The organism is Enterococcus canintestini (assembly GCF_001885735.1).
Classification (GTDB): domain Bacteria; phylum Bacillota; class Bacilli; order Lactobacillales; family Enterococcaceae; genus Enterococcus_C; species Enterococcus_C canintestini.
In genome coordinates, this window is sequence record NZ_JXKG01000001.1 from 252110 (window position 1) to 276793 (window position 24684).

A 24684-nucleotide genomic window follows, 5' to 3' on the forward strand; every position below is an offset into this window, starting at 1 on the left:
ATTAACTTGTTTTTTGAAGATATAAGGAGGAATTATAATGATTAGTATTGCCAGTGCAATGCAACAAGAAGAAATTAAAAATCTACTAGCTGATTATAACGAAGAAGGAATTAGCTATACTTTTAAAGAAAAAAAAGGAATCAAATTATATTTTGATGTAACTGGAGATGCACAACAAGCTGCTGCAACTGCCAAACAATTAATTAAAGCACAACCTTGGGGTAGCGTTTTATATTTCCAAGCAGTTGCAGAAGGTTAAGTCGCTTCAATTATACTAAAAAAGTAAGTGAAGGATAAGAATCAAAGGGTTACAAAAGTAGGAAGTAGGATGATGAACATGGTAAAAAACGGCTTATTTTTATGCAGCATTGGCTTTTTAATCACAATCTACAGTTTTAGTGGGCCGAGTCAGCAAATGAATGTAGGGCGCTTAGTTGTAGGATTAGCGTTTGTCTTAATTGGAGGCGTCATGATTTGGCGTAAAAAAAAGACAACAAAAGAAGATGAAAGAGGCGATAAAGCATGAAAGTAGAAAAGAAACTGAATACTTCAGCAGAAAATTTTTATGATAAAATGATGAACTCTGTTATATTTGATGTTCGCAAAGCAACAGGAAAATCTATTACGCGTAAACAATTAAAAAATTTTTCTTACATTAAACAATTTTCTAAAAATAGCAGCGCTAAAATTGTCATTGAAGAACTTGTTGAAAATCGTATTTATCAGTTTAAAACTTCCACTAGCCGTAATGAGTTTGTCGTCCGTTATGAGATTACACCAATTGATGAAAACAAATGTCTCGTTATTTACAATGAAAATATGAAATCATTTGGTTTTATGCAACAGATGAATGATTTGCTATTGGGGATAATGCTGGGCTTTTTTAGAAAACGCCAGTTTGGTAAAATGTTAGAAAATATGGCAAGTGCTAATTAAAAGGGGTCTACGGACACCTTTTTTGCTTTACAGAAAATTTAGTATTTTGTTAGGAATAAAGATTTTAATACTATTTGTTTAAAGTTATAAAACTGCTTTTGATGACACTTAAGCAAAAAAACAAACTGGTAGCGTATTTAAAAATTTGCAAGGATTTCACTTACTTTGGAGGGGTTTTTGTGACCGTCAGAAAGATACAAGGGGACTTTCAACAGATGTTTGATCTAGCTGCTTATGCTTTTGTACAAAATAAAAGTGCAGAACAAAAAGAGCGGTTTACGTATTTAGCAAAAAATTCAGAAAATTATGGTTCATTTGCTGATGAAATACTAGCCAGTCAAATTATGGCGACGCCTTTTTTCATAAATTTTTGGGATCAAACTTTTAAAATGAAGGGGATCGGATTTGTTTCTACTTATCCTGAATTTCGTAAACAAGGCCGAATTGATGCTATTATGAAAGAGATTTTACAAGATAGTTATAAGCAAGGGACAGAGCTTTCTTATTTGGCGCCATTTTCTTATCCTTTTTACCGTCGCTATGGCTATGAATCAGCATTTTTACAAATTCGGTATGAAGCATCCCCTGAAATGTGGCCTTTTGCGGAAAAATCGATGGGAAAAGTTAGACGCATTACTTTTCCAGCTGCAAAAGAGGTAATGAAGACAATTTACCAAAAAAGTGACGAAAGTCAAAAAGGTGGTCTACAACGAGCAGAATGGTGGTTGAAATATAAATTTGACTTGCATAAAGATTTTAACTTTGCCATATATGAAGAAAAAAACGAAGCTAGAGGATATGTAGCTTATCAAATTGTTCAAGATAAATTAGAAATTATGGAATTAATTGCGTTAACACAATCAGGGTTTAATGCTTTACATGCTTTTATTAAAGCGCATAGTGGGACTGTCAAAAAGATTGGTTGGAGCTGTCCTTATAATGGTGAGACAAAACTGCTACAAGTTTGTAATCCACAAGTAGATGTGAAAATATTGCCTTATATGATGGCGCGGGTAGTTAATATACTGGCGTTTTTAAAGGCTTATCCTTGGCAAAATAAGATTAAGCAAAGTTTCACGATTGAAATTGTCACGGATTCTTTTCTACCTGTTAATAACGGATGCTATGAAATTACGCCAGAAAAAAGTGTTAAGAAAGTTGTGTCAAGTAAGCTTCCCCGTATAAAAGCAACGCCACAAAGTTTCACACAGTTATTTTTGGGTAGCGTTTCGTTAAATGAGCTACGTGCAGCTGAAAAAATTGAACTTTCAACTGATTTGGAACGCCAATTAATAACGCTTTTACCAACGGAAAAACCGTTATTAGGAGATTATTTTTAAATAAAAAAGAAGCCCTAAAATGGACTTCACTAACGTTCCCGACTGGAATTGAACCAGCGGCCTGTCGCTTAGGAGGCGACTGCTCTATCCGACTGAGCTACGGGAACAAAAATTACTGTTGCGTTGCTATTTAACAGCTAACTGGTCGTTATTTTTAGCTCAATGACTGTATCCTAGTATAACCTATCCATTAAATTTGAGTCAATTGATATACAGTAAAATTGCTGTATTAGGCTTTGGAGAGGACTGCCACTTTGTACAGGCTACAGGATTGCCGTTTTGAGTTAACATTTTGACGTTTTTTGCTGGCAAAGAGAAATGCAATTATAAAAATTTATAACTGTTATTTATCATTGACGGGGTTATGACAGTTTCTGTGTTATTTTATTACGCTGGAAAATAGTTGAATAGTTACGGTTATCTTTTCGTGTTTTACTACTGTTTGAGACACTTAAAGTATCACAGAAATGGAAAAGTGTTGAAATTTAGGAATTACATTATTAATAAAGTAATGAGTAAAAAAGTTTTAATAGTTGCAAAATTTAGTAATAAAGGATGAAATCATCCGTAAAGAAAGAGGAAGAAAAATGGTAAAACGATTGATTAGTGCTGATTACAGTGATGTTAAAAAAATGAGTGCCAAAGAATTAAAACAATCCATCAAAGCCAGTGAAGGTCGTGTAGTTGTAACGGAAACAGTTGTTCAAACAATTCCACAAGCAGGCGAAATTACTAATGCTGAAGTTGCCGCGGCTTTTGGTGCCGATTTGATTTTATTAAATGGGTTTGATTGTTTTCGGCCAGTTGTTTTTGGCATGCCTGGCTTAACTTCAGAAATGATTTTTGATAAGAATGCAGTAATTGAAAATCCGATTCCTATGTTAAAAAAATTAACCGGGCGACCAATAGGGATTAATTTAGAACCAATTCCAGCTGATTTAGATTTAATGAGTGAGCAAGTGGTGATTTCAAAAGGCCGTACTAGCTCAGTTGAAACGATTAAAGAAGCCGAAAAATTAGGAGTTGATTTCATCTGCTTTACAGGTAACCCAGGTACAGGGGTAACGAATGAAGCAATTGCAGAAGCAGTAAAAATTGCAAAAGAACATTTTTCAGGGCTAGTTATTGCAGGCAAGATGCACAGTGCTGGTTCAAGTGAGCCTGTTGTGACAACAGAAGCGATTGAAGCCTATGCAAATGCAGGAGCAGATATTTTATTACTTCCAGCTGTAGGGACGATTCAAGGCTTTTTAGAGCAAGATTTAATTGAAGCAGTCAAACTAGCAAAGGAAAATGACTTGTTAACAATGACCGCAATTGGCACCAGTCAGGAAAGTGCCCGACCAGAAACACTGCGTCAAATGGCGATTACCAATAAAATTTGCGGCGTAGATTTGCAACATATTGGCGATGCTGGCTATGGTGGGATGGCACCAGCAGAAAATATTTTTGAAATGTCTATAGCGATTCGCGGAATGCGCCACACACTTAATCGTGTTGCTCGCTCAATCAATCGTTAATATTAAATAGATAGGTTAGAAAGAGGACGTGACTTTTTTGTTACGTCCTTTATGTATGGCTTGAGAATTAAAAGGCATCGTTTTACTTTTTATGATAAGTTATAAACCATCTAACCCACCAGCGCCGCCGTTATGGCCTCCGACTAGGTGACTTCGTGCAAGACTACGGGCACCGGTTAATTTGCTTGTAGCGTGGATAATTGCTGAAAAACCATACTTGGAACGAATTTTATCAATTATTTGATCCAAGCGTTCTTCATTTAGCTGCACTTCCGGCGGTGTAAATAAATTGAGCTGCTTGGCATTGGTAAAAACTAGTTTTGAGTAACTAACGCCAATGTGACGGACAATTTGACCGGTATAATAACGGCGGAAAATTGTAAGGCAGTGGTTCACTAATTCTTTGGTATTGTCCGTTGCAGAAATTTTCATTTGATGGGAAAAACCAGCTTTTTCCTCCCCACGACTAGCCCCAATGTATAGACAAACACATTGCGTCAAACAATGATGTCGCCGAATTCGCGTAGCAACTTGTTCAGCCATTTCTTTTATCACAATTTCAATTTCTGTTTGATTGGTATAATCTTTTGGTAAAACTTGACTGTTGCCATAAGATTTTTCTTTTGTTTGGGGCGCTTTTTCTGAAATAATTGTGCGATCAATACCATTGGCATGGTAATACAGTTGTAGACCTAAAATGCCGAAATGATTTTGTAGTTGGAGAGGATCGCTATTAGCGAGTTGTTTAATGTTATCAATTCCTAAGTTATAAAGTCGCTTTTTCATGCGATTTCCAATTCCCCAAAAATCGGTCAATTCAGGGATAGACCACACTTTAGTTAAAACATCTTGATAGCGAATTTCAGCAATGAAATTGGAGCTATGTTTAGAAAAATTATCCAATGCTAATTTTGCCAACAGGGGATTGTCACCGATACCAATGGATAAAACTAGACCTAATTTTTCTTTCACTTCATTTTGGATATGGCGAGCTAGACGCATCCGTTTCATATAACGCGACTCAGTAGTGTCAGGATAAAATAGATTTAAAGAATGGGTAACATCTAAAATGGATTCATCAATTGAATAAGGAAGCCAATCTTCATCTGCGACATATTGTTGAAAAATTTCATTAAAGCGCATATTTTCTTTAATATATAGACTCATGCGAGGAGGAACTTTCAATAAGGTGGAATCATCTGGTAAATTATCGGCACGCGTCACATTGCTTATGCCTAAGTCGTTTTTTGCTGCAGGCGAAGATGCCAGAATTAAGCCGTTACCGGTATTATCCTCACTACTCATTACAACTAGACGAGTAGTTAAAGGATCAAGTCCGCGCATAACGCACTCCACTGTAGCGTAAAATGATTTAACATCAATAAATAAAATATCTTGAACATCTTCTTTACGATAATCAAAATTCGCTGTCATTATTCTCACCTCACTGCTTATATTATACGAACGTGTGTTTGTTTTTGTAAAGTAGTAAATTGTATTTTTGTCGATAAAAACTTTGATAAGGTCTTATTGCTTTATGTAAAAATGTAAGCGTGTTACACTTTTAGTGTAGTGTTATTCATTATTTTTAGGAGGTAATGTTTTATGACCAAAGTTGGAAATGAAGTTTTGCAGCAGTTAACTGCTGATCTTGAAAAAGGGCCTTTTGTTACGATTATGTTAAATACACACGTTGCCCACCAAGATGTAGAAAAAGATCAAATAAAATTTAAAAACTTTGCCAAAGAAGCCAAAAAACGTTTTGAGAAAAAATATCCTGAAAAAGAATGGAAAAAAATTCAAGATAAAATTGACGTCCTTTTAGCTGATGCCTCATTTTGGCGTAGTGGTACTAAAAGTGTCGCCGTCTTCTTAACGCCTGAAGAAACGCTGGTTCATCGTTTAAATATTGCAGTAGATGATCAATATTATGTTGGCGATTTACCTTATTTATTGGCTTTCATTAAAAATGGTCAATTTAATTACACCTACTATTTATTAGCGTTAAATCGTGATTCGATGAAACTTTATTTTGTCGACAATAAAGAAATTAGTGAAGTCGCTTTACCAGACGATGCGCCAATTGATGTTAAAACAGCTTTAGGTGACGAATTAACAGGCGGAAATTTAAATTACAGTTCACAAGGTAGTCAAACTGGTTCAAAAGAAGGGGTTGCCTATCATGGTGTTAACGCCAAAGATGAAGAAGTCGAAATTGATTGGGTAAACTACTATCAAGCAGTAGATACTTTCTTTAAAGATACTTTTAATAATGCTGAAAATTATCCACTTTATTTATATGCTTTACCTGAAAATCAAACGATGTTTAAAAAATATGCTAAAACACCTTATTATCGCGCGGATGCTGCAATTTCTGGCTCACCAGCGCAATTGGACATTCAAAAAATTCAAGCAGATTTAGCTGAAATTACGACAACTTTATCGCAAGCTGAAATTGCTTCTTATCAAAAACTATTAGATAAAAAATTTGTTGATCAATTACCAGATATTGCTTTAGCAGCTAAAGAAGGACGGATTTCACATCTGTTCATCGCAACGTCTAATTTAGTAGATGGTTTTGGTGAAGATCCAGATACAGAATATGATCGTCGCCAAGTATTAAACAATTTGGCTGCAGATGTGATTAAAAATAGTGGTAAAGTTTTTGTATTAGAACAAAAAGATGCACCGGACGAAAAAAGTTTAGTCGCAATCTTACGTTATTAGAAAAAAAGTCCGTTTCTTTTGAAACGGACTTTTTTAATATCACCCATGAAAATAGAAGATTTCTTTTAAAGGAGAGCCTTTTTGGGGCCTTTATTAAATCTTCTTAACATTTAGTCAAAATAAATTCGCTTTTATAAAATATATGTGGTACAATTCTTTTTGTAGTTATTGTAAAGGTAATTAATGGCAAGCTTGTTTCATATTTAAACATCTTCCACTTTTTCACCGGATACAAGGAATTGCACAAATACGTGTGTTTCACACAAGGAGGATTTTTAATATGCAAACAGGTACAGTTAAATGGTTCAACGCAGACAAAGGTTTTGGTTTCATTACAGCAGAAGACGGTAACGATGTATTCGTTCACTTCTCAGCTATCCAAGGCGACGGCTTCAAAACTTTAGAAGAAGGCCAAGCAGTAACTTTTGATGTTGAAGAAGGTCAACGTGGCCCTCAAGCAACAAACGTTAACAAAGCTTAATTTAAATTAAACTTATAAGCCTGACGAGATTTCTCGTCAGGCTTTTTTTGTATTTAAGGCTATATGATTTTAATAAGGAACAAGCTACCATATTTTACTTTGTTTACGAAAAACAGGTTTTTATTTCATGACTATTGAAAAAATAGTATAATTTCAAATGAACCTTTATTACGATTATCAATTTACTAGGAGATGGCTGATCATGAACCAAAATACAACGTATGCCGTGGTGGATATTGAAACAACAGGCACAGACCCAAAAGTTGATCGTATTATCCAAATAGGCTGTGTTTTGATTAGAAATGGCCGTCTAATCAATCGTTTTGCTACGGATATTAATCCTGGAAAGAAAATTCCTAAGCAAATTCAAAATTTAACGCATATTACAAATAGCCGTGTTCAAAAAGCACCTTATTTTGAAGATGTTGCTTTTATTATTGCTGATCTTTTAGCAGATACTGTGTTTGTAGCCCACAATATCTTTTTTGATTATCAATTTCTAAATGCTGAATTAAAGCGTTGTGGTGTTTTGCCTTTAGAAATTCCGGGTATCGATACTGTTGAATTGGCTCAAATTTTTTTGCCAGAAGAAAGCAGTTTTCGGTTAAGTGATTTAGCGGAAAGTTTTGGCCTGCAACATGATAATCCACATCAAGCTGATAGTGATGCTGAGGTTACCGCAGCACTACTACTTTACATTGAAGCTATCATGCGACAATTGCCACTGGTTACATTAAAGACAATTAGTGAATTAGCTACCCTAACTGCGATGCAAACGAAAGATTATATTGAAAATATCTATCAGCAACAAGTAAAAGAAAATCCACCGCTAGCAGATGATTTAGAAATAGTGGACGGGATTGCATTGAAAAAAAAAGCAATTACGTTGTATGAAGATAGTCACTATCAAAAAAATTATCCGCAAAAGAAAACTCAAAAAGAAAAACTCTATCAAAATAAGTTGTCTTTTCGTAAAGAGCAGGCGCGGTTGATGAATTTGGTTTATCAACATTTTGCGCAAACAGAGACGAAAGATTTATTAATTGAAGCCGCAACAGGCATGGGCAAGACGATTGGTTATTTGCTACCAGCGAGTTTTTTAGCCACACCTGAAAAACCACTTGTCATCAGCACAGTTTCTTTACTATTACAAGAACAAATTATAAAAAAAGATATTCCGTTGTTAAATCGTTTCTTAGATCAAAAAATTCAAGCTGTAGTGGTAAAAAGTAAACGACATTATTTAGACTTAGCGAGGTTTAAACAGACCCTGCTAAATCCAATACCACAAAAGCAATACACTCTTTATCAAATGACAGTTTTGGTCTGGTTAACAAAAACCAAAACAGGGGACTTGGGCGAACTGAATTTAATTAATTTAAATCATCTCTTTTTCCAAGACGTGGCGCATCATGGCGTAAACTACTTATCACCCAAATCGCCATTTTATCCCTATGATTTTTTAAAGTTTTTAAATAGTCAGATGCAAGAAAGTAATTGCCTGATTGTTAATCATGCTTATTTGGCGCAAGAAAGTTTGCGAAAAGAACCTTTATTACCTGAATCACCTTATCTAATTATCGATGAAGCCCATCATTTACCAGCGATTTGTGAAAAAATCGCCGCAGAATCGTTTAATACATTTTCTTTTACTAAACGTGTCGAACAAGCTGTAAGTGAAGAAGGTGTTTTTACTAGGCTGGATAATTGGTTAACACAAGAGTCAGAAGGAAAAAGATTAGTTCATTTACTACAAGAAGAGTTAATCGCACTGACTGATTGTTATGAGACATTAACAGATTTATTGTTAACAGAACTATCTTTAGATCAAGAAATCGTAACGGCAGCAGATTTTACGAATTTTGATAAAAAAACTTTGAAATGTTTCAAAAAAATTGAATTGTTTTTACAAGAAAGTAGCGAAATTGGTGCTCTTTGGCAACAATTTCTCGCTAAACGGCGACTTGCTTGGGGCGTTTGTGCTCAAATTGATTTTGCTACATTAGCAGATTTATTAAATGATTTAGAAAAACAAAGACGTATTATGCAACGCTTTTGTCATGATTTTGCGCCTCGTTATCTTCACTGGGTCTTAAGAAATGAAAGACAATCAGGATTAACCTTTCAAGTTACAGATTTCAAAGCAGCGATTTTACCGCAAACAAAATGGTATCCTCGCTTTGAAAAGATCATCTATATTGGTGGGGCGCTAAAGCTTACCAAAGACCGTAATTTATTTGCCAAACGATTGGGAATCCCTGCTGCTAGTTTAAAAATAGTGCCATCACCATTTGATTATGAAAAGCAAACAGAAGTTATAGTTCCGACTAAAGCAGCGTATATACCACAACTTTCACCTAATGAGTATAGTCACTTTTTGGCAGAAAATTTGACTGCTTTATTGAAAGATTTTAATCGTCCTGCCTTAGTACTTTTTACCTCCCATGAAGTTTTACAAAAAGTATATGAAAAAATGCATTTATCTTTTTTAGAAAATGGACGAGAAATACTTGCCCAAGGAATTGGTGGCAGTCGAGATAAGCTGTTGAAACGCTTTAGTCAAAGTGAGTCTGGGATTTTATTTGGCACAGATAGTTTTTGGGAAGGTATTGATCTTCCTGGTGAACAGTTGGAGCTTGTGATTGTGACACGCTTACCCTTTGAAAATCCCAAACGTCCCATGGTTAAAGCGCGGTATGACTTTTTGAAATCGATTGGGGCTGATCCTTTTCAGACAGAATCTTTACCAAACGCTATGTTAAAATTACGTCAAGCCTATGGACGTCTCATTCGCTCCCCAGAAGATCAAGGTATACTAGTAGTGTTGGATCGGCGCTTTGTAAATACTACTTATGGCAAAAAATTACGTCAGTCTATTCCCAAAAAAGTTGCAATCAAAGAGATTCCGCTTTTAGAAATGACTGAAGAGATTACAAAATTTTTAAAAGATTAGCAGAATTTTAAGTGCTGAAAAACTTTTTAACTTGAAGTCTGCTATAATTAAAGGCAATTATCACAAAAGGAGCGTCAATCGGTGAAAAAAAACTTGGCAAAAGAAGAACGTCAGGAGCTAATTTTATTTATTATTTCTGGTGTTTTAGTTATCTTGATTGCGCTAGGTATTTTAGGTTATCTAAAAGCCCAAAGTCCTATGCAGCAAGCAAAAAAAGAAGCGACTGCTTTAGCAAAAAAACATACTGATTTAGTAAATGTGGATGAATTTTATTGGTATAACCGCCAACAGACGTATTTTAGTTTAATTGGTAGTGATAAAAAAGGGCAAGAAATTGCTGTTATTGTTCCTAAATCAGGAGAAAAAATTACTGTCTTACCCCAAAAAGATGGTATTACAGCCAATAAAGCAAAAGCGCTCGTTAACAATACTTTTCATAGCCAAACTGCTAAAAAAGCTGAATTGGGTATTTATGATAAAAAGCCTGTTTGGGAAGTAATGGCTACTGATGAAGATGGGCAAATTACTTATTATTTATTGTCGTTTGAAAAAGGGGAAGAAGTTAAAGTTATTAAAGATGTGTAAGATAAGCCCACTGTTTTTATTCCGAAAATAATTTCGGTTAAAATAACCGCTTTACGATTTTTAATTTATTGAGGAGATGATGAGGATGAAATTGTCGCAACGGGCCCAAAAATTAGAACCATCAGTCACATTGGCTGCTGCTGCTAAGGCAAAAGCTTTAAAAGCGCAAGGTGTAGATGTGCTGAGTTTGACGGTAGGTGAGCCAGATTTTATCACCCCAAAAAACATAGAAGAGGCTGCTATTGCAGCTATCACTTCTGGTAAAGCCAGTTTTTACACCCAGTCTGCTGGTATTCCTGAGTTGCGTCAAGCTGTGGTTGATTATATGAAAAACTACTATGGACTCGATTACAAGGTGGAAGAAACTATCATAACGGATGGCGCAAAATATGCGCTTTATAATTTATTTCAAGCTATTTTAGATAAAGACGATGAAGTTATTATTCCAGTGCCTTATTGGGTCAGTTATGGAGAACAAGTAAAACTAGCTGAAGGCATCCCAGTCTATGTAAATGGTGGTTTTGAAAATGATTTTAAAGTTACCGTGGCCCAATTGGAAAAAGTACGAACAGATAAGACAGTTGCGATTATTATCAACTCACCTTCTAATCCTACAGGTATGATTTATACCAAAGAAGAATTAACAGCAATTGGTAACTGGGCGGTTGAAAATGATATTTTAATTGTCGCAGATGATATTTACGGTCGTTTAGTTTATGACGATAATAAATTCACACCCATCGCTACCATATCAGATGCCATTGCCAAACAGACAATAGTGATTAATGGTGTTTCAAAAACTTATTCCATGACCGGTTGGCGGATTGGGTTTGCTGTAGGTGACGCTAAAATCATTAAAGCAATGACGACAATTGCTTCTCAATCAACAAGTAATCCTACTGCTGCGAGTCAATATGCTGCCTTAGAAGCTTTAACAGGAGATCAAAGCTCTGTTGAAAAAATGCGGGTAGCGTTTGAGGAACGCTTGAATAAATTGTATCCTTTAATTGCAGCAATCCCTGGTGTTGAGGTGAAAAAACCGCAAGGGGCCTTCTATCTTTTCCCAAATGTTAAAAAGACCATGGCGATGTGTGGTTATGATGATGTCAATGTTTTTGTCGAAGATTTATTAGAAGAAGGTCACGTCGCTTTAGTTACAGGTGCAGGCTTTGGCGCACCAGAAAATGTGCGGATAAGTTATGCGGCTAGTTGGGATGTTTTAGAAGAAGCTGTAAGACGAATGCATAAATTTGTTGAAAACAAACGCAATAAAGATTAGAATGCTAGAAGGAAATCCTCACAATAATTAGGGTGAAAGAATAGGAGAGACACAAGTGGAACAAATTCAAATCATTGATGCAAAAGACCACGTAGGCGAAGTTGTCACCATTGGAGCTTGGGTTGCTAACAAACGCTCAAGTGGTAAGATTGCTTTCTTGCAATTACGCGATGGGACAGCCTATTTCCAAGGCGTGGTAGTGAAAAGCGAAGTAGCTGAAGAAATTTTTCAAACAGCCAAAAACTTAAATCAAGAAACATCGATTTTAGTAACTGGCGAAATTAGAGAAGATAGTCGTTCAAAGTTTGGCTATGAGATCGGTGTACAAAATATTGAAGTTATCGGCGAAAGTCATGACTATCCTATTACGCCAAAAGAACATGGAACAGACTTTTTGATGGATCATCGTCATTTATGGCTCCGTTCTTCCCGTCAACATGCCATTATGCAAATTCGTAATGAGTTAATTCGAGCAAGTTATGAGTTCTTTAACAAAGAAGGCTTTGTTAAAATTGATCCGCCAATTTTAACCGGATCTGCTCCAGAAGGTACCACTGATTTGTTTGAAACAAATTATTTTGATCAAAAAGCTTATCTTTCTCAGTCTGGCCAACTTTATATGGAAGCTGCTGCAATGGCTTTTGGTAAAGTATTTTCTTTTGGTCCAACTTTTCGGGCGGAAAAATCTAAAACACGCCGTCATTTGATTGAATTTTGGATGTTAGAACCAGAAATGGCCTTCATGCATCAAGAAGAAAGTTTAGAAGTACAAGAACAATATGTTGCCTATTTGGTTCAAAGTGTTTTAGATAATTGCGATTATGCGCTACATGTTTTAAAACGGGATCGTAGTGTATTAGAAAAATATACACAACTTCCTTTCCCACGTATTACGTATGATGATGCAATTAAATTATTACAAGAAAATGGCTTTGAAGATATTGAATGGGGCGATGATTTTGGTTCTCCTCATGAAACTTTTATTGCTAATTCCTTTGATCGTCCAGTTTTCATTTTGAATTATCCAAAAGCAATTAAACCATTTTACATGAAACCACACCCAACTCGTGAAGATTTGGTGATTTGTGCCGATATGATTGCCCCTGAAGGATATGGTGAAATTATTGGTGGTTCTGAACGAGCAACTGATTATGAATATCTTTTAGAACAAATTCGTGCGCATGGATTAGATGAAAATGAATATTCATGGTATTTAGATTTACGTAAATATGGTTCAGTTCCGCATTCCGGTTTTGGATTAGGTTTAGAAAGAACCGTGACCTGGTTAGCTGGTATTGAACATGTCCGTGAAGCTATTCCATTCCCACGTTTATTAAATCGGATTTATCCATAACAAAAAAACTGTCATAAGCTTTGTGAAGTGCCCCCAAAAAATTTTAACTTTTGGGGGTCTTTTTATTGTGTGGCAGTTTTTTTGCCCTTTTTTAATCGAACTTTAGTTAAAAGTTATTATTTTATTTCATTTTTTTGAACTAGCTCTAAAATTGGTATATATGTATATACAAGTTAAAATAATTGATTTAAAGCGAAATTAACTTGATTAAGTTATAAAAGGTATGTTATCATGAATGCAACGCAAGAAAAGAAAAGGGGTTATAAAAGTGATAACAGAAAAATCAATTTTGTTAGGAAAACAGTATATGGTCCAACCGAAAGGATTTCATCGTGCCATTTTGGCAACCGCTGCAAAAGTAGTCAATGACGGTATTATCTTTAAAGTCGACTTTTGTGAGCTTTGCGATCGCGATAAAGTATCACAAGACAATCCCTATGTAACAGCTACAAGTTACGATATTAAACGTGCTGTAGGCGAAAATTGTTTCTTTAGTTAATTTGAATATTTGCCAATGTCGTAGTCTATTAGACTGCGACATTTTTTTGTTATAAAGTAATTAATATAAAAGAATGAAAGAGAAAATTAGGCTAAATACATAATCTTAATATGACAGTTTGTTTACAATTATTTTCAATCATTGGCTTTTCATGTACAATAGACCATAGTGTAAAAAGGAGTAAATATGAAAAAAGTCAGTACGGCAGTAAAAAATAGTTATCTAAAATTAATCCATCTACTAAGTCAACGCCCAGTGCAAAAAAAGAAAGTTGTGTTTTTACTGAGTTTTCCAACAACTAGTAATATCATACTTGATCATCTTGCGCCGCATTTTAAACATGAGTTAGTGATTGGCTATACTGCTAATAGTGAACAGGTCGCCCAATCTTATCAAAGATTCGGCTGTAATACTTATTCTCTAGCTGCAAAAAAGATTTTTAGTAGTAACATTGTCGCATTAACAAAAAATGCGGATGTGGTGTTATGCGATAACTATTTTGCTTTTTTAGCAGGAATTCAATTTTCTAATAGAACGGCGGTAGTGCAATTGTGGCATGCAGCTGGTGCAGCTAAGTCTTTTGGTCTAGAAGCAAACTACGCAAAAGCGCAAAGTAATGCCGATAAAGAACGCTATCAAGCGGTTTATAATCGTTTTACTCATTATGTTATTGGTTCCAAAAAAATGAAGACTATTTTTGAAGATAGTTATCACGCAAAAAAAGCAGAATTTTTGCCGTTTGGTTATTTACCAACCGATATTTATTTTGACAGTGAGTTAAAAAGACAAAATAAAAAACAATTTATTGCCAAATTTGGTACTAAAAAGACATTGCTTTATGCACCAACTTATCGTGAAAGCTATGAAACACCCCTTTTAGATTTTACTAGCTTGCGTCAAAAATTAGGTACTGAATGGCAATTACTTGCTCAAGCGCATCCCCATGATAAAATCTTACAAGCAAAACTAGCTGCTCATGAAGATGTAATAACCAGTTTTGATTCACTTTCATTACCGGCTTTGTTGCAAAATGTTGATTGTTTAATATCAGATTATTCTTCTGTTCCTTTTGAATATGCGCTGGCTAATCCAGGGGGAAAATTGCTTTATTATTGTCCGGATTTTAATCAGTATAATGAAACAGTAGGCTTACAGCAAAATTTTGGTGAAAGTTTACAAAAAGTCATTGTGACAAAAGAAACAGAATTAGTGGAGAGGATTTTAGATTATCCTTATAAAAATTTAGTGGATTTCAATCATATGTGGAATACATATAATACTGGGAATGCCCACAAACAATTGATAGGATGGATTGAAAATAGATGACGGAAATGATTCTTGGATTACCCGTTGATCAAATAACGTATGCTGCTATCTTAGACGACGTGCCGAAGTTTTTAGCCAGCAAACAAAAAATGAGTATTATCAGCGTGAATCCTCAAATTGCATTAGAAGCAAAAAAATACCCTACTATAATACAATTAATTGAAAACAGCACCCACCGCATTCCAGACGGTATTGGAATTGTTTTAGTCTCAAAAATTACCGGTGGCAAAATCAAAGAACGAGTTGCCGGTTTTGATTTGATGGTGGAGCTTTTAGAATATGCCAATAAAACACAGAAAAAGTGTTTTTTTTATGGCGCTAAGCCAGAAGTATTAAACGATGCTATCAAAAATATTCAAAATGATTATCCTAATTTAAAAGTTGCTGGCAGTGTCGACGGCTACACAAAAATGACAAATCATGAAATTGTTGCCCAGATGAATGCTGTACAGCCAGATTTTGTTTTTGTGGCCTTAGGGTTTCCGCGCCAAGAACTTTGGTTGGCAGAGAACATGACAAATGTTAACGGGAGCATCTTTCAAGATGTAGGCGGAAGCTTTGATGTTTTAAGCGGCCATGTAAAGCGAGCACCCGCTTTTTTTATTAAGACACATTTGGAGTGGCTGTATCGCTCATTAAGTAATCCCACACGAATTGGTCGCATTGTGCAACTGCCAATTTTTGTGGTAAAAAGTTTGTGGTGGAAGATGAGGAATGGAAATGATTAAAAAAATGATAAGTCGTATTTATCGAATTTTCTTTAATTTAAATGCTAGCATATTTCCTGTTAAAAAGAAGACGGTCCTTTTTGAATCATTTAATGGGAAATTACCATCTGATAATCCATACTACATTTACTTAGAACTGAAAAAACAGCAACCAGACTGGGATTTAGTGTGGGGGGTTAAGGGATCACTTTATGATAAAGCTAAAAAAGACTATCCCGACTTTAAGTTTATAAAACGCTTTTCGTTACAATGGTTGCTTTTTACTCCCAGAGCACAATTTTGGGTTTTTAACGCAAGGATGCCCCATTGGTTGAAAAAAAATAAAGCGACAACTTATATTCAGACTTGGCACGGAACGCCTTTAAAAAAATTAGGTTTAGATATTGAAACTGTTGCGATGCCAGGAACGGATAGCGTAACTTATAAAAAGAATTTTATTTTAGAAACGGCACGCTGGGATTATCTGATTGCACCAAATGAATATTCACATAAAATATTTGAGCAAGCCTTTCGTTTTAAAAATAACTTCCTTGATATTGGCTATCCACGTAACGATATTTTGGTTCAAAAAAAGTACGACGAAGAGTATAAAAATAGCTTAAAAGAAAAAATTATTGGGAAAACTAATGGTCGTGTTATTCTCTATGCGCCTACTTGGCGGGATGATTATTTTGTCAGTAAAGGAAATTATAAATTTTTTATGCCTTTTGACTTAAGTAGGATTGTTCAAATTTTGGTAGATGAGGATACTTTAGTTATTCGACCGCATTATTTAGTTGGAGACTCGATTGACATTAGTGGTTATGAAAAAAATGTTAAAATTTGTTTGGATGAAGATATCAATGATTTATATTTAATTAGTGATATGATGGTTACAGATTATTCTTCTGTAATGTTTGATTACGCTATTTTAGAACGACCGATGCTGTTTTATCCTTATGATATTAAACATTACCAACACGAATTAAGAGGGTTTTACTTCGATTACAGCGAAGTTCCTGGTCCTATAGCTGTTGATGAAGAAGAGTTTTATTTATATTTAGAACAGATTTGCAATAATTTTCCTAAAGCATTTCAGATTAAATTGAATCATTTTAATTTAAAATTTTCTGAATGGGAAAGTGGTATTGCTGCAAAAAAGGTATGTCAAATTTTAAGTGAAGAAAGCTAAGTTTTTTTGAGAATTGGGGAATAAAAATGAATTTAAAAGGTTTTATTAAACAAAGTTTTAGCGATACAGCTAGAATATTGTTAAATAAAAAAATGCGCTTACAGTCATTGTATGCGAAGTATTATCAATATCCAATCAATGAAGAAACGGTTTTATATGAAGTAAGAGATGGAGAATCAATAGTGGATTCTCCTTTTGCGATATTTAATTACTTGATTGAGGATAATCGATTCAAAAAATTTCACCATATTTGGGTTATAAATGATGAAGAAAATCCCACAGCACAAGCTTTAATTTCTCAATTTTCTAAGCGTGTAACTTTAATTAAACGCAATTCAAAAGATTATATGTATTGGTTGGCTACGGCAAAATATTTAATAAATAATGCAACATTTCAACCTTTTTTTTCTAAAAGAGAAGAACAGGTTTATATTAATACATGGCACGGAACGCCTTTAAAATTAATGGGATTTGATATTCCAGGTGATCCATCGCATTCTTACAATGTTTTACGTAATTTTTTGATGGCAGATTTTATTTTGTCCCCTAATGCTCACACATCACAGATATTTTCTAAAAGCTATCATTTAGATGGTTTATACGCTGGGAAGATTCTTGAAGGTGGTTATCCACGTATTGATACAACTTTGAACACTAGTAAAAGTGCTGTTGTAAATACTTTGAAATCGTATGGGATAAGATTAGATGAATCTTTGCCAACTATTTTGTATACTCCTACCTGGAAGGGAACTTCTATAACAAATCCTAGTAATGATCAGGAACAAATAATTCAAGAATCTCTGTTAATGAAAAATCGTCTTTCTGGAAAATATAATTTTTTAGTAAAAGTCCATCCTTATTTATATAAAAAATTAGAAAACAATTCAAAAATTGAAGGAATGCTTATTCCCGATTCAATGGATGCAAATTTTTTAATGGCTGGAATTGATTTATTGATTACGGATTATTCAAGTATTTTTTTTGATTATCTTGTGACTGATCAACCCGTAATTTTTTATGCTTGGGATCGAGATCTTTATCAAAATCAAAGAGGTATGTACTTATCAGAAGATGAATTGCCCGGTCCAATTGTCGAAAACGTAGAAGACTTATTAATAACAATCGAAAATTTATTTGAATTATCTAGTGAATATCGTGATGTGTATAATTCATTTAAAACTAAATTTACTTCTTACGACAACGGTCACACAACTGAAAGATACGTAAATCGTATTTTCTTTAATCAAACTATTGAGGAGATAAATGAAATTTCTTTAATTAACCATAAAGTGAAATTATTAATTTATCCTGGTCGTTTGAAAAAAAATGGTATTACCTCTAGTTTTATGAACTTACTTCAAAATATCGATTTTGAACAATACGATATTTCAATTCTTTTAGGTAAAAACCTTTCTGATGAAGAAAAAAGTATGATTGTAGATATACCTAATCAAGTACGATTATTATTTGCGCCTGGTGGAAAGTTGTATAAAAAAATTGATTATTTTAAAGATGATTTTTTTAAATCATTTGGTAATGCTAAATTTTTTAAAAATCTATATCCCAAAACTCCTTATTATAGAGACGCGCGAAGAATAACTGGTGGAGTTTTATTTGATGTTGCAATTGATTTTAGTGGTTATAGCTTTTATTGGGCCAAGATAATATGTGGCGTACCTGCTTTAAAAAGAATCATTTATCAACACAATGATTTATTGAGTGAATCAGAAAAAATTATTGATGGGAAAAAAGTGCATAAGAACAACCTTTCTCAAATTTTTTTACTTTACCGGTATTTTGATCGGATTTTGAGTGTATCGAAAGAAACAATGGAATTAAATGGGAAAAAATTATTTAGATATGTTAAGCCAGCACAGTTAGGATATGCTAATAATTTGTTAAATATTGATAAAATTCTAAGTACGAATCAGACTGATAAAAGTAGAAATGAAGTTTCTTTTAATACGTTAGATTTTAGAAGATATACAGCAGAAATCGAAGATACTGGAGATTACTTGGTCGCTAAAGACTTAAATAATCTTATTAAACATAAATTTAATAAAATAAAGGTTGTTGGTTGTAGCAAAGTGTATGTTTTAGCAACTACGATTTTCCAAGAAAAACAGTATGCTAAAGTTACTATTAATGGTGTATATGTTGGATGGGTTGATTCAGAAATTTTAAATGTTAAAACAAAATCAGATACCAAAGTTAAGCGAGTATGCTTACTAGCTACAATCTCTAAAAGTAATGATGGCTATATTTATTTTAAGCCAAAGGAAAATAGTAAAATTGTATCTCCTTTGAAGTACTTAGAAAAGACGTATGTGGGTGTAAATAAAATTGCTACAACAGAATTGGGAATTTATTATCTTATTCAAACCTATGCTGGAGAGATCGGATGGGTAGAACAAAAATATGTGACCAATATCCATAATATGCGTAAATTTTCCCTTTTAAGACAATTGATACTTAATAAAAATAAAGTTTTAGTCTCACAAGAGTTTGATGAGAAGTTAAGGGAGGCCATTGTCGTTACAAAACCTAAAATTATTTTATCGGATAACGAACAAATAATTCCACGGTGCCTTCTTAAAATCAATTTAAGTGATAGTATTGGAAATAAGATTATGCTTACCAAGAGAATCGTAGTTGAAGGAAATGAATTGTTCCTAACTAATCTTCACTCTCGGCCATTGTGGATATCTTCTGATGCAGTAGAAGTAATAAGAGATGTTTCAGTACACAGTACAAATGAAGACAAAAATAAAGGTTATTTGACAGATATAAATGGTGGGATAGTTCCTAACATTAACTCGGATAATTTTAATATTGTTACTATGGGAAGGTTATCACCTGAAAAAAACCAGATAAATCTGATAAAGGCATTTAAACAGTTAACAAATGAGTATAAAAAGCTTAAATTGTTTATACTTGGAGATGGAAACTTAAAAAATGAAATACAAGAGTTAATTGCTGAATTAAATCTCGAAAATTCAGTTTACCTATTAGGACATAAAAAAAATCCTTTTTCAATTATGAAGGAGTGTAATTTATTTGTTTTACCATCTATTTATGAAGGTCAACCTATGGTTCTGTTAGAAGCTTTAACTTTAGGTATGAATGTTATAGCTACTGATATTCCGGCGAATCGATCGGTGTTAAAAAATAATTATGGAGAATATATTCGCGGTACGGATGTTTCATCACTTGTTATGGGAATTAAATCCTATTTAGATTACAAGATAACTTATGATAAATTTGATCCTTATGCTTATAATCGTGATGCGCTGGAGATGTTTTATAAAAATTTGAAATAAGTAATTATCATTGAAGGGTGAAAATGAATGAAATTAAAGAATATATTTAACAAAAATCAGAACTTGTCTGCACAATTGTCTACTTGGTTTGCTGAAGATTATGAAAATGAGAAAATTGATGATAATCTGGTTTTTTATGAAAGCCGTGATGGACAAAGTGCAATTGACTCTCCGGCAGCAATTTTTAAATCTTTGATAACTAATCCAGAATTCAAACATTTTAATCATGTTTGGTGTAAAACGGATTTAGTTGATGAAAGTTCGCTTGATGAATTATTTCATTTACCAAATGTAAAATTTGTTGAAAGAAATTCTCGAGAATATGTAAAAGTTTTATCTTCTGCAAAATATTTAATCAATAATGCCACCTTCCAGTCTTTTTTTATTCCAAAAAAGGAACAAGTTTGTATTAATACATGGCATGGTACACCGTTAAAAAAAATGGGTTACGACATTCAAGAAGGAAACCCAGCAGGACTTCAAAATGTTGTTCGAAATTTTTTGTTTTCTGACTACCTACTTAGTCCTAATTCACACACTACAAAAATGTATACAGAAAGCTTCAAACTGGATGATATTTTTACCGGTCAAATACTAGAGTTTGGTTACCCAAGAATTGATTTTACTTTAAATACAAAACCTGAAGAAAGTTTAAAGTCTTTAATTAATGTGGGTTTAAATATTGATGTTAAAAAACAAACAGTATTGTATTGTCCCACTTGGAAAGGAAATTCTATTTCAAAACCAACAGATTCAATTGAACAAATAATTGCGGAAAGTGAATTGCTAAGGAAAAATATCGGTAAAACATATAATGTTTTAATTAAAGTCCATCCTTATTTATATAAAAGAGCAAGGGAGTATCCAGAGTTAGTCTACTATTTAGTGCCAGATGAATTTGATCCTAATTTTATCATGGCGGGTATAGATGTCTTGCTAACAGATTATTCAAGTATTTTCTTTGATTTTCTTGTAACGAATAAACCTATCCTTTTTTATTGTTGGGATAAAGATATGTACAGTAGTGAGCGAGGACTTTATTTTGAAGAAGATATGTTTCCCGGTCCAGTATTAGAAACGATGGATGAGGTAATTACAGCTTTTGATCGTTTGACGGATATTTCTAAAACCTATAAGGAAAAGTACCAAAAAGCAAAAGAGCAATTTTGCCCTTATGATGATGGGAAGGTAACAGAAGCTGTTGTGGACTATATATTTAAAGGAAATCTTAGAGAAAATAAAAAGATAATTCGTTGTGATTCAGAAAAGAAAAAGCTTCTTTTTTATGTTGGCGGGATGAATAATAATGGTATAACTAGCAGTTTAATAAATTTACTAAAAAATATTGATTATAATAATTATGATGTTACGTGTTTTTCTGGATACCCAAAAAAGAAAGCCCAAATTGATAATATTCTATCAGTCCCTAAAGAATGTCGTTTTATTTATAAACCTGGATATGCAATTTTGACTAAAGATGAAAACAGTATGATTAACAAATTGTTTGCTTCAAAGCATTTGGAAAAAGTTACAACGGATTCTTTTCCATGGAAAGCGTTTGAGCGTGAATCTAGAAGGATTTTTGCAAATTTACATTTTGATGTAGCGATTGACTTTAGCGGGTATAGTCATTATTGGGCAAAGTATATTGCAGCTAGTGATGCTGATAAAAAACTTTGTTATATGCATAGTGATATGGTTGCAGACAGGGATAGAGAAGTTAATGGAGTTAAGATTCATTTTAAACCCCTATCACTAATATTTACGATGTATGATAAGTTTGATCAATTGGTAACAGTTTCTCCTGTTATGGAACAAATTAATGCAGATAAACTTAAACATTATATCGCTCCAGAGAAAATTACGAACGTTCTAAATAGTTTAGATTTGAATAAACTTTTTGATGCACCAGTTCGGATTGACAGTACTGATATACAATTAGAAATGATGAAATTTGCTATCACTCCGCACAATAATAATTATAAAGTATATTCCAAATATGATTCTAATGAATTTAAAATGGTTACTTCAAGTGTGGCCGATAAAATTAGAACAATCGCATATTATGAAAATGAAGAAGAAAATATAAAACGTTATAAGATCTTAATAAACGATATTTATTCAGGCTGGAGTGATATCGAGGAATTTGATAAAAAATATCCAATGATAGAAACAAAAAAAGACGTCAATTTATATGGTTATATTCGACCAAAAAGTAAAGCAATAGTATGGATTGATTTACCCATTGAAGAGGATGCGAGAAAAGTTAGTGATGCAAAAAACTATCGTTATTTACTTGCTTATTTGAATGCAAAAGTTACTCTTTCAGATGGTTCTATATACTATCAAATGATAATTAATAATGAAACAATTGGCTGGATCAATGAATCTGCGCTAATATTTATTGAAAATGCTATAAATCTTAGAAGAATAAAAAATCGATTTACAAATCGACATAAATATTTCCAGTTACGTGATAGAGTGCTAGAGACAATGAATGAAACAGGATTTGTTAAAATCAAGAATTTTTCTGAACAGGATGATTGGTCGCAGGCAGTACAAAATACTAAAAATGAGATTGGTGAAAATAGTGAGACAATTTATAGATATTCTATTAAAGTGAGAACTCGTCACGGAGTTTATTATAAACTGTGGTCAGAAAGTAAACTTATTGGTTATATAAATGAAGCTAATCTTGATTTTGTGAAGGTGTTTACTGAAATAGATAAGCAATCCTTTTTAGCAAAAGCTACTATTGTAGCTGGTAATCCAATTGTAGAAAAATTACCGAAATATGGTATGAAAACTTTTGAAAATGACAAAAAAGTAGACTTAGTTGAAAGAATTTTTACTACTAGGGGTGTTTTTTATAGAGATTTGGAAGGCTTTTTTATGAGGGAGGAAGATATTATTATTGACGAACTATTTGGTAAAATTGACCTTACTAATCGATTTGTGTCCTTTCCTGATGCTAAAGATCAATATTATAATATCATAACGATGGGAAGACTTTCTCCTGAAAAACAGCAAGATAAGCTTATCATGGCTTTTGCCAAAGTTATAAAAAAGATTCCAAAACTTCGATTATATATACTTGGGGATGGTCCTATGAAAAATGAATTAATTGATTTGGTAAAGCAGTTGCAACTGTCTAATTCAATATTTTTCTTAGGCCATCTTGATAATCCTTTTCAAATTTTAAAGGAATGCCAACTCTTCACCTTAACTTCTGCTTATGAGGGACAACCAATGGTATTATTAGAAGCGATGGCACTTCAAGTTCCAGTTGCAACTACAAGAATACCTGCTACAGAATATGTGTTAGATAATGGGAAAAGAGGTTTATTGGCAAAAAATAACACTATAGAAGGAATAGCAGAAATGATTACTACTGCTTATAAAACTCATGTAAAACCAGCAGTTTTTGATCCGGTTAGTTATAATGAAGAAGTCATGAAAATGTTTTATAGTAAACTAGTATAAAGGAGATAACATTCATGAAATATTTGATTACTGGAGGAGCTGGATTCATAGGCTCATCCCTAGCTAAGAAACTAGTAGATAACGGACATGAAGTAACCGTTATTGATGACCTTTCAATGGGAAAAAAAGAAAATCTGGATACTGAAAAAGTTTATTTTATTAAAGGTGATATTAGGGATAACGAACTAATGGAACAAGTGTTTGAAAAAACACAATTTGACTACGTGTTTTTATTAGCTGCTATTGCAAGTGTAGCAGACTCAATTCAGCGACCTATAGAAACACACGAGGTCAATTTGGATGCTAATTTAAATATTTTGAAATTAATCAAAGAAAAACAAAATGATATTAAAAGAGTTGTGTTTGCCTCTTCTGCTGCAGTATATGGTGATGAACCAACGTTGCCTAAAAAAGAAAATTCTCAAATAAAACCACTATCACCATATGCAATTGATAAGTTTGCTTCGGAGCAATTTGTGTTATTGTACAATAATTTATATGGTGTTCCTGCATCAGTAGTTAGATTTTTTAATGTATATGGGATGAATCAAAATCCAGAATCACCTTATTCGGGTGTATTATCCATTATTACAGATAAATTTAAGCAAAAATTAGCGGGAAAAGATGCTGTTTTTAATGTGTATGGAGATGGTAATCAAGAGAGAGATTTTGTATTTATTGAGGATGTAATTCAGGCTCTTATGTTAGTATCAGAATCAGAAAGTTCCCGAGGCAATGTATATAATGTCGGAACTGGTATAGCAACATCTTTAAATAGAATTATTGAGATTTATAATGATTATTTCAAAATAAGTATGAAATTAAATTATTTGCCATCTAGAGATGGGGATATTCGTTATTCTTACGCTGATATCTCTAGTCTGCAGAATCTAGGTTACGTACCTATATACTCAATAGTTAAAGGTATTCATAGCTATTTAAAAAAGGAATTAGAAAATTTATAATTTGGAACTCTGTAAAA

19 protein-coding genes and 1 tRNA gene are annotated in these 24684 nt (G+C 33.4%); 18 read left to right on the plus strand and 2 right to left on the minus strand.

Annotated elements, in window-relative coordinates; genetic code table 11:
* Positions 1–37: 37 nt before the first annotated feature.
* From RU96_RS01185 to RU96_RS01200, 4 genes are all read left to right on the plus strand, one after another.
* On the plus strand, positions 38–259 hold the full coding sequence (locus RU96_RS01185) for a hypothetical protein (protein ID WP_071863719.1): 222 nt from the start codon (positions 38–40) through the stop codon (positions 257–259).
* A gap of 69 nt (positions 260–328) precedes the next feature.
* Positions 329–526 (plus strand): DUF3188 domain-containing protein, encoded by a 198-nt coding sequence (locus tag RU96_RS01190; protein WP_071863720.1) that lies wholly within the window; start codon positions 329–331, stop codon positions 524–526.
* Positions 523–936: a DUF3284 domain-containing protein gene (locus tag RU96_RS01195; protein WP_071863721.1), complete on the plus strand. Its 414-nt coding sequence runs from the start codon at positions 523–525 to the stop codon at positions 934–936. Before RU96_RS01190 ends, RU96_RS01195 begins: the two co-directional genes overlap by 4 nt.
* 179 nt (positions 937–1115) lie before the next feature.
* A complete protein-coding gene (locus RU96_RS01200) occupies positions 1116–2276 on the plus strand; it encodes a GNAT family N-acetyltransferase (RefSeq protein ID WP_071863722.1) in 1161 nt (386 codons plus the stop codon).
* Between the two features lie 33 nt (positions 2277–2309).
* On the opposite strand, the gene RU96_RS01205 is transcribed toward RU96_RS01200, so the two are convergent.
* Positions 2310–2383 (minus strand) — tRNA-Arg (locus RU96_RS01205).
* A 480-nt stretch (positions 2384–2863) separates the two neighbouring features.
* On the opposite strand from RU96_RS01205, the gene RU96_RS01210 reads away from it, so the two are divergent.
* A complete protein-coding gene (locus tag RU96_RS01210; RefSeq protein ID WP_071863723.1) occupies positions 2864–3796 on the plus strand; it encodes a DUF7916 family protein in 933 nt (310 codons plus the stop codon).
* Positions 3797–3895: 99 nt separating this feature from the next.
* Here the strand turns inward: RU96_RS01210 and RU96_RS01215 are convergent, their stop codons facing one another.
* Positions 3896–5230 (minus strand): Y-family DNA polymerase, encoded by a 1335-nt coding sequence (locus RU96_RS01215; protein ID WP_071863724.1) that lies wholly within the window; start codon positions 5228–5230, stop codon positions 3896–3898.
* 171 nt (positions 5231–5401) lie between these two features.
* Between RU96_RS01215 and RU96_RS01220 the strand changes: the two genes are divergently transcribed.
* The 13 genes from RU96_RS01220 (at position 5402) to RU96_RS01280 (ending at position 24667) form a co-directional block, all read left to right on the plus strand.
* Positions 5402–6523 (plus strand): baeRF6 domain-containing protein, encoded by a 1122-nt coding sequence (locus tag RU96_RS01220; RefSeq protein ID WP_071863725.1) that lies wholly within the window; start codon positions 5402–5404, stop codon positions 6521–6523.
* 280 nt (positions 6524–6803) lie between these two features.
* The gene (locus RU96_RS01225; RefSeq protein ID WP_016172403.1) at positions 6804–7004 is read left to right on the plus strand and encodes a cold-shock protein; all 201 of its coding nucleotides are present in this window, start codon (positions 6804–6806) and stop codon (positions 7002–7004) included.
* 202 nt (positions 7005–7206) lie between these two features.
* Positions 7207–9957: a helicase C-terminal domain-containing protein gene (locus RU96_RS01230; protein WP_071863726.1), complete on the plus strand. Its 2751-nt coding sequence runs from the start codon at positions 7207–7209 to the stop codon at positions 9955–9957.
* An 81-nt stretch (positions 9958–10038) separates the two neighbouring features.
* The gene (locus tag RU96_RS01235) at positions 10039–10542 is read left to right on the plus strand and encodes a cell wall elongation regulator TseB-like domain-containing protein (protein ID WP_071863727.1); all 504 of its coding nucleotides are present in this window, start codon (positions 10039–10041) and stop codon (positions 10540–10542) included.
* Between the two features lie 85 nt (positions 10543–10627).
* Positions 10628–11821: a pyridoxal phosphate-dependent aminotransferase gene (locus RU96_RS01240; RefSeq protein ID WP_071863728.1), complete on the plus strand. Its 1194-nt coding sequence runs from the start codon at positions 10628–10630 to the stop codon at positions 11819–11821.
* A gap of 55 nt (positions 11822–11876) precedes the next feature.
* Positions 11877–13175, plus strand: coding sequence for an asparagine--tRNA ligase (gene asnS / locus RU96_RS01245; protein ID WP_071863729.1), 1299 nt, complete (start codon positions 11877–11879; stop codon positions 13173–13175).
* A gap of 268 nt (positions 13176–13443) precedes the next feature.
* Positions 13444–13674 (plus strand): hypothetical protein, encoded by a 231-nt coding sequence (locus RU96_RS01250; protein WP_245813011.1) that lies wholly within the window; start codon positions 13444–13446, stop codon positions 13672–13674.
* Between the two features lie 186 nt (positions 13675–13860).
* Positions 13861–15000: a CDP-glycerol glycerophosphotransferase family protein gene (locus tag RU96_RS01255; RefSeq protein WP_071863730.1), complete on the plus strand. Its 1140-nt coding sequence runs from the start codon at positions 13861–13863 to the stop codon at positions 14998–15000.
* On the plus strand, positions 14997–15728 hold the full coding sequence (locus RU96_RS01260; RefSeq protein ID WP_071863731.1) for a WecB/TagA/CpsF family glycosyltransferase: 732 nt from the start codon (positions 14997–14999) through the stop codon (positions 15726–15728). The genes RU96_RS01255 and RU96_RS01260 overlap by 4 nt, the downstream gene beginning before the upstream one ends.
* Positions 15721–16899 (plus strand): CDP-glycerol glycerophosphotransferase family protein, encoded by a 1179-nt coding sequence (locus tag RU96_RS01265; RefSeq protein ID WP_071863732.1) that lies wholly within the window; start codon positions 15721–15723, stop codon positions 16897–16899. Before RU96_RS01260 ends, RU96_RS01265 begins: the two co-directional genes overlap by 8 nt.
* A 26-nt stretch (positions 16900–16925) precedes the next feature.
* Positions 16926–20219, plus strand: a complete 3294-nt coding sequence (locus RU96_RS01270) for a CDP-glycerol glycerophosphotransferase family protein (RefSeq protein ID WP_071863733.1) — start codon at positions 16926–16928, stop codon at positions 20217–20219.
* A gap of 27 nt (positions 20220–20246) precedes the next feature.
* Positions 20247–23702: a CDP-glycerol glycerophosphotransferase family protein gene (locus tag RU96_RS01275; RefSeq protein ID WP_071863734.1), complete on the plus strand. Its 3456-nt coding sequence runs from the start codon at positions 20247–20249 to the stop codon at positions 23700–23702.
* A 14-nt stretch (positions 23703–23716) separates the two neighbouring features.
* Positions 23717–24667, plus strand: a complete 951-nt coding sequence (locus RU96_RS01280) for an SDR family NAD(P)-dependent oxidoreductase (protein WP_071863735.1) — start codon at positions 23717–23719, stop codon at positions 24665–24667.
* The last annotated feature ends 17 nt before the right edge of the window (positions 24668–24684 follow it).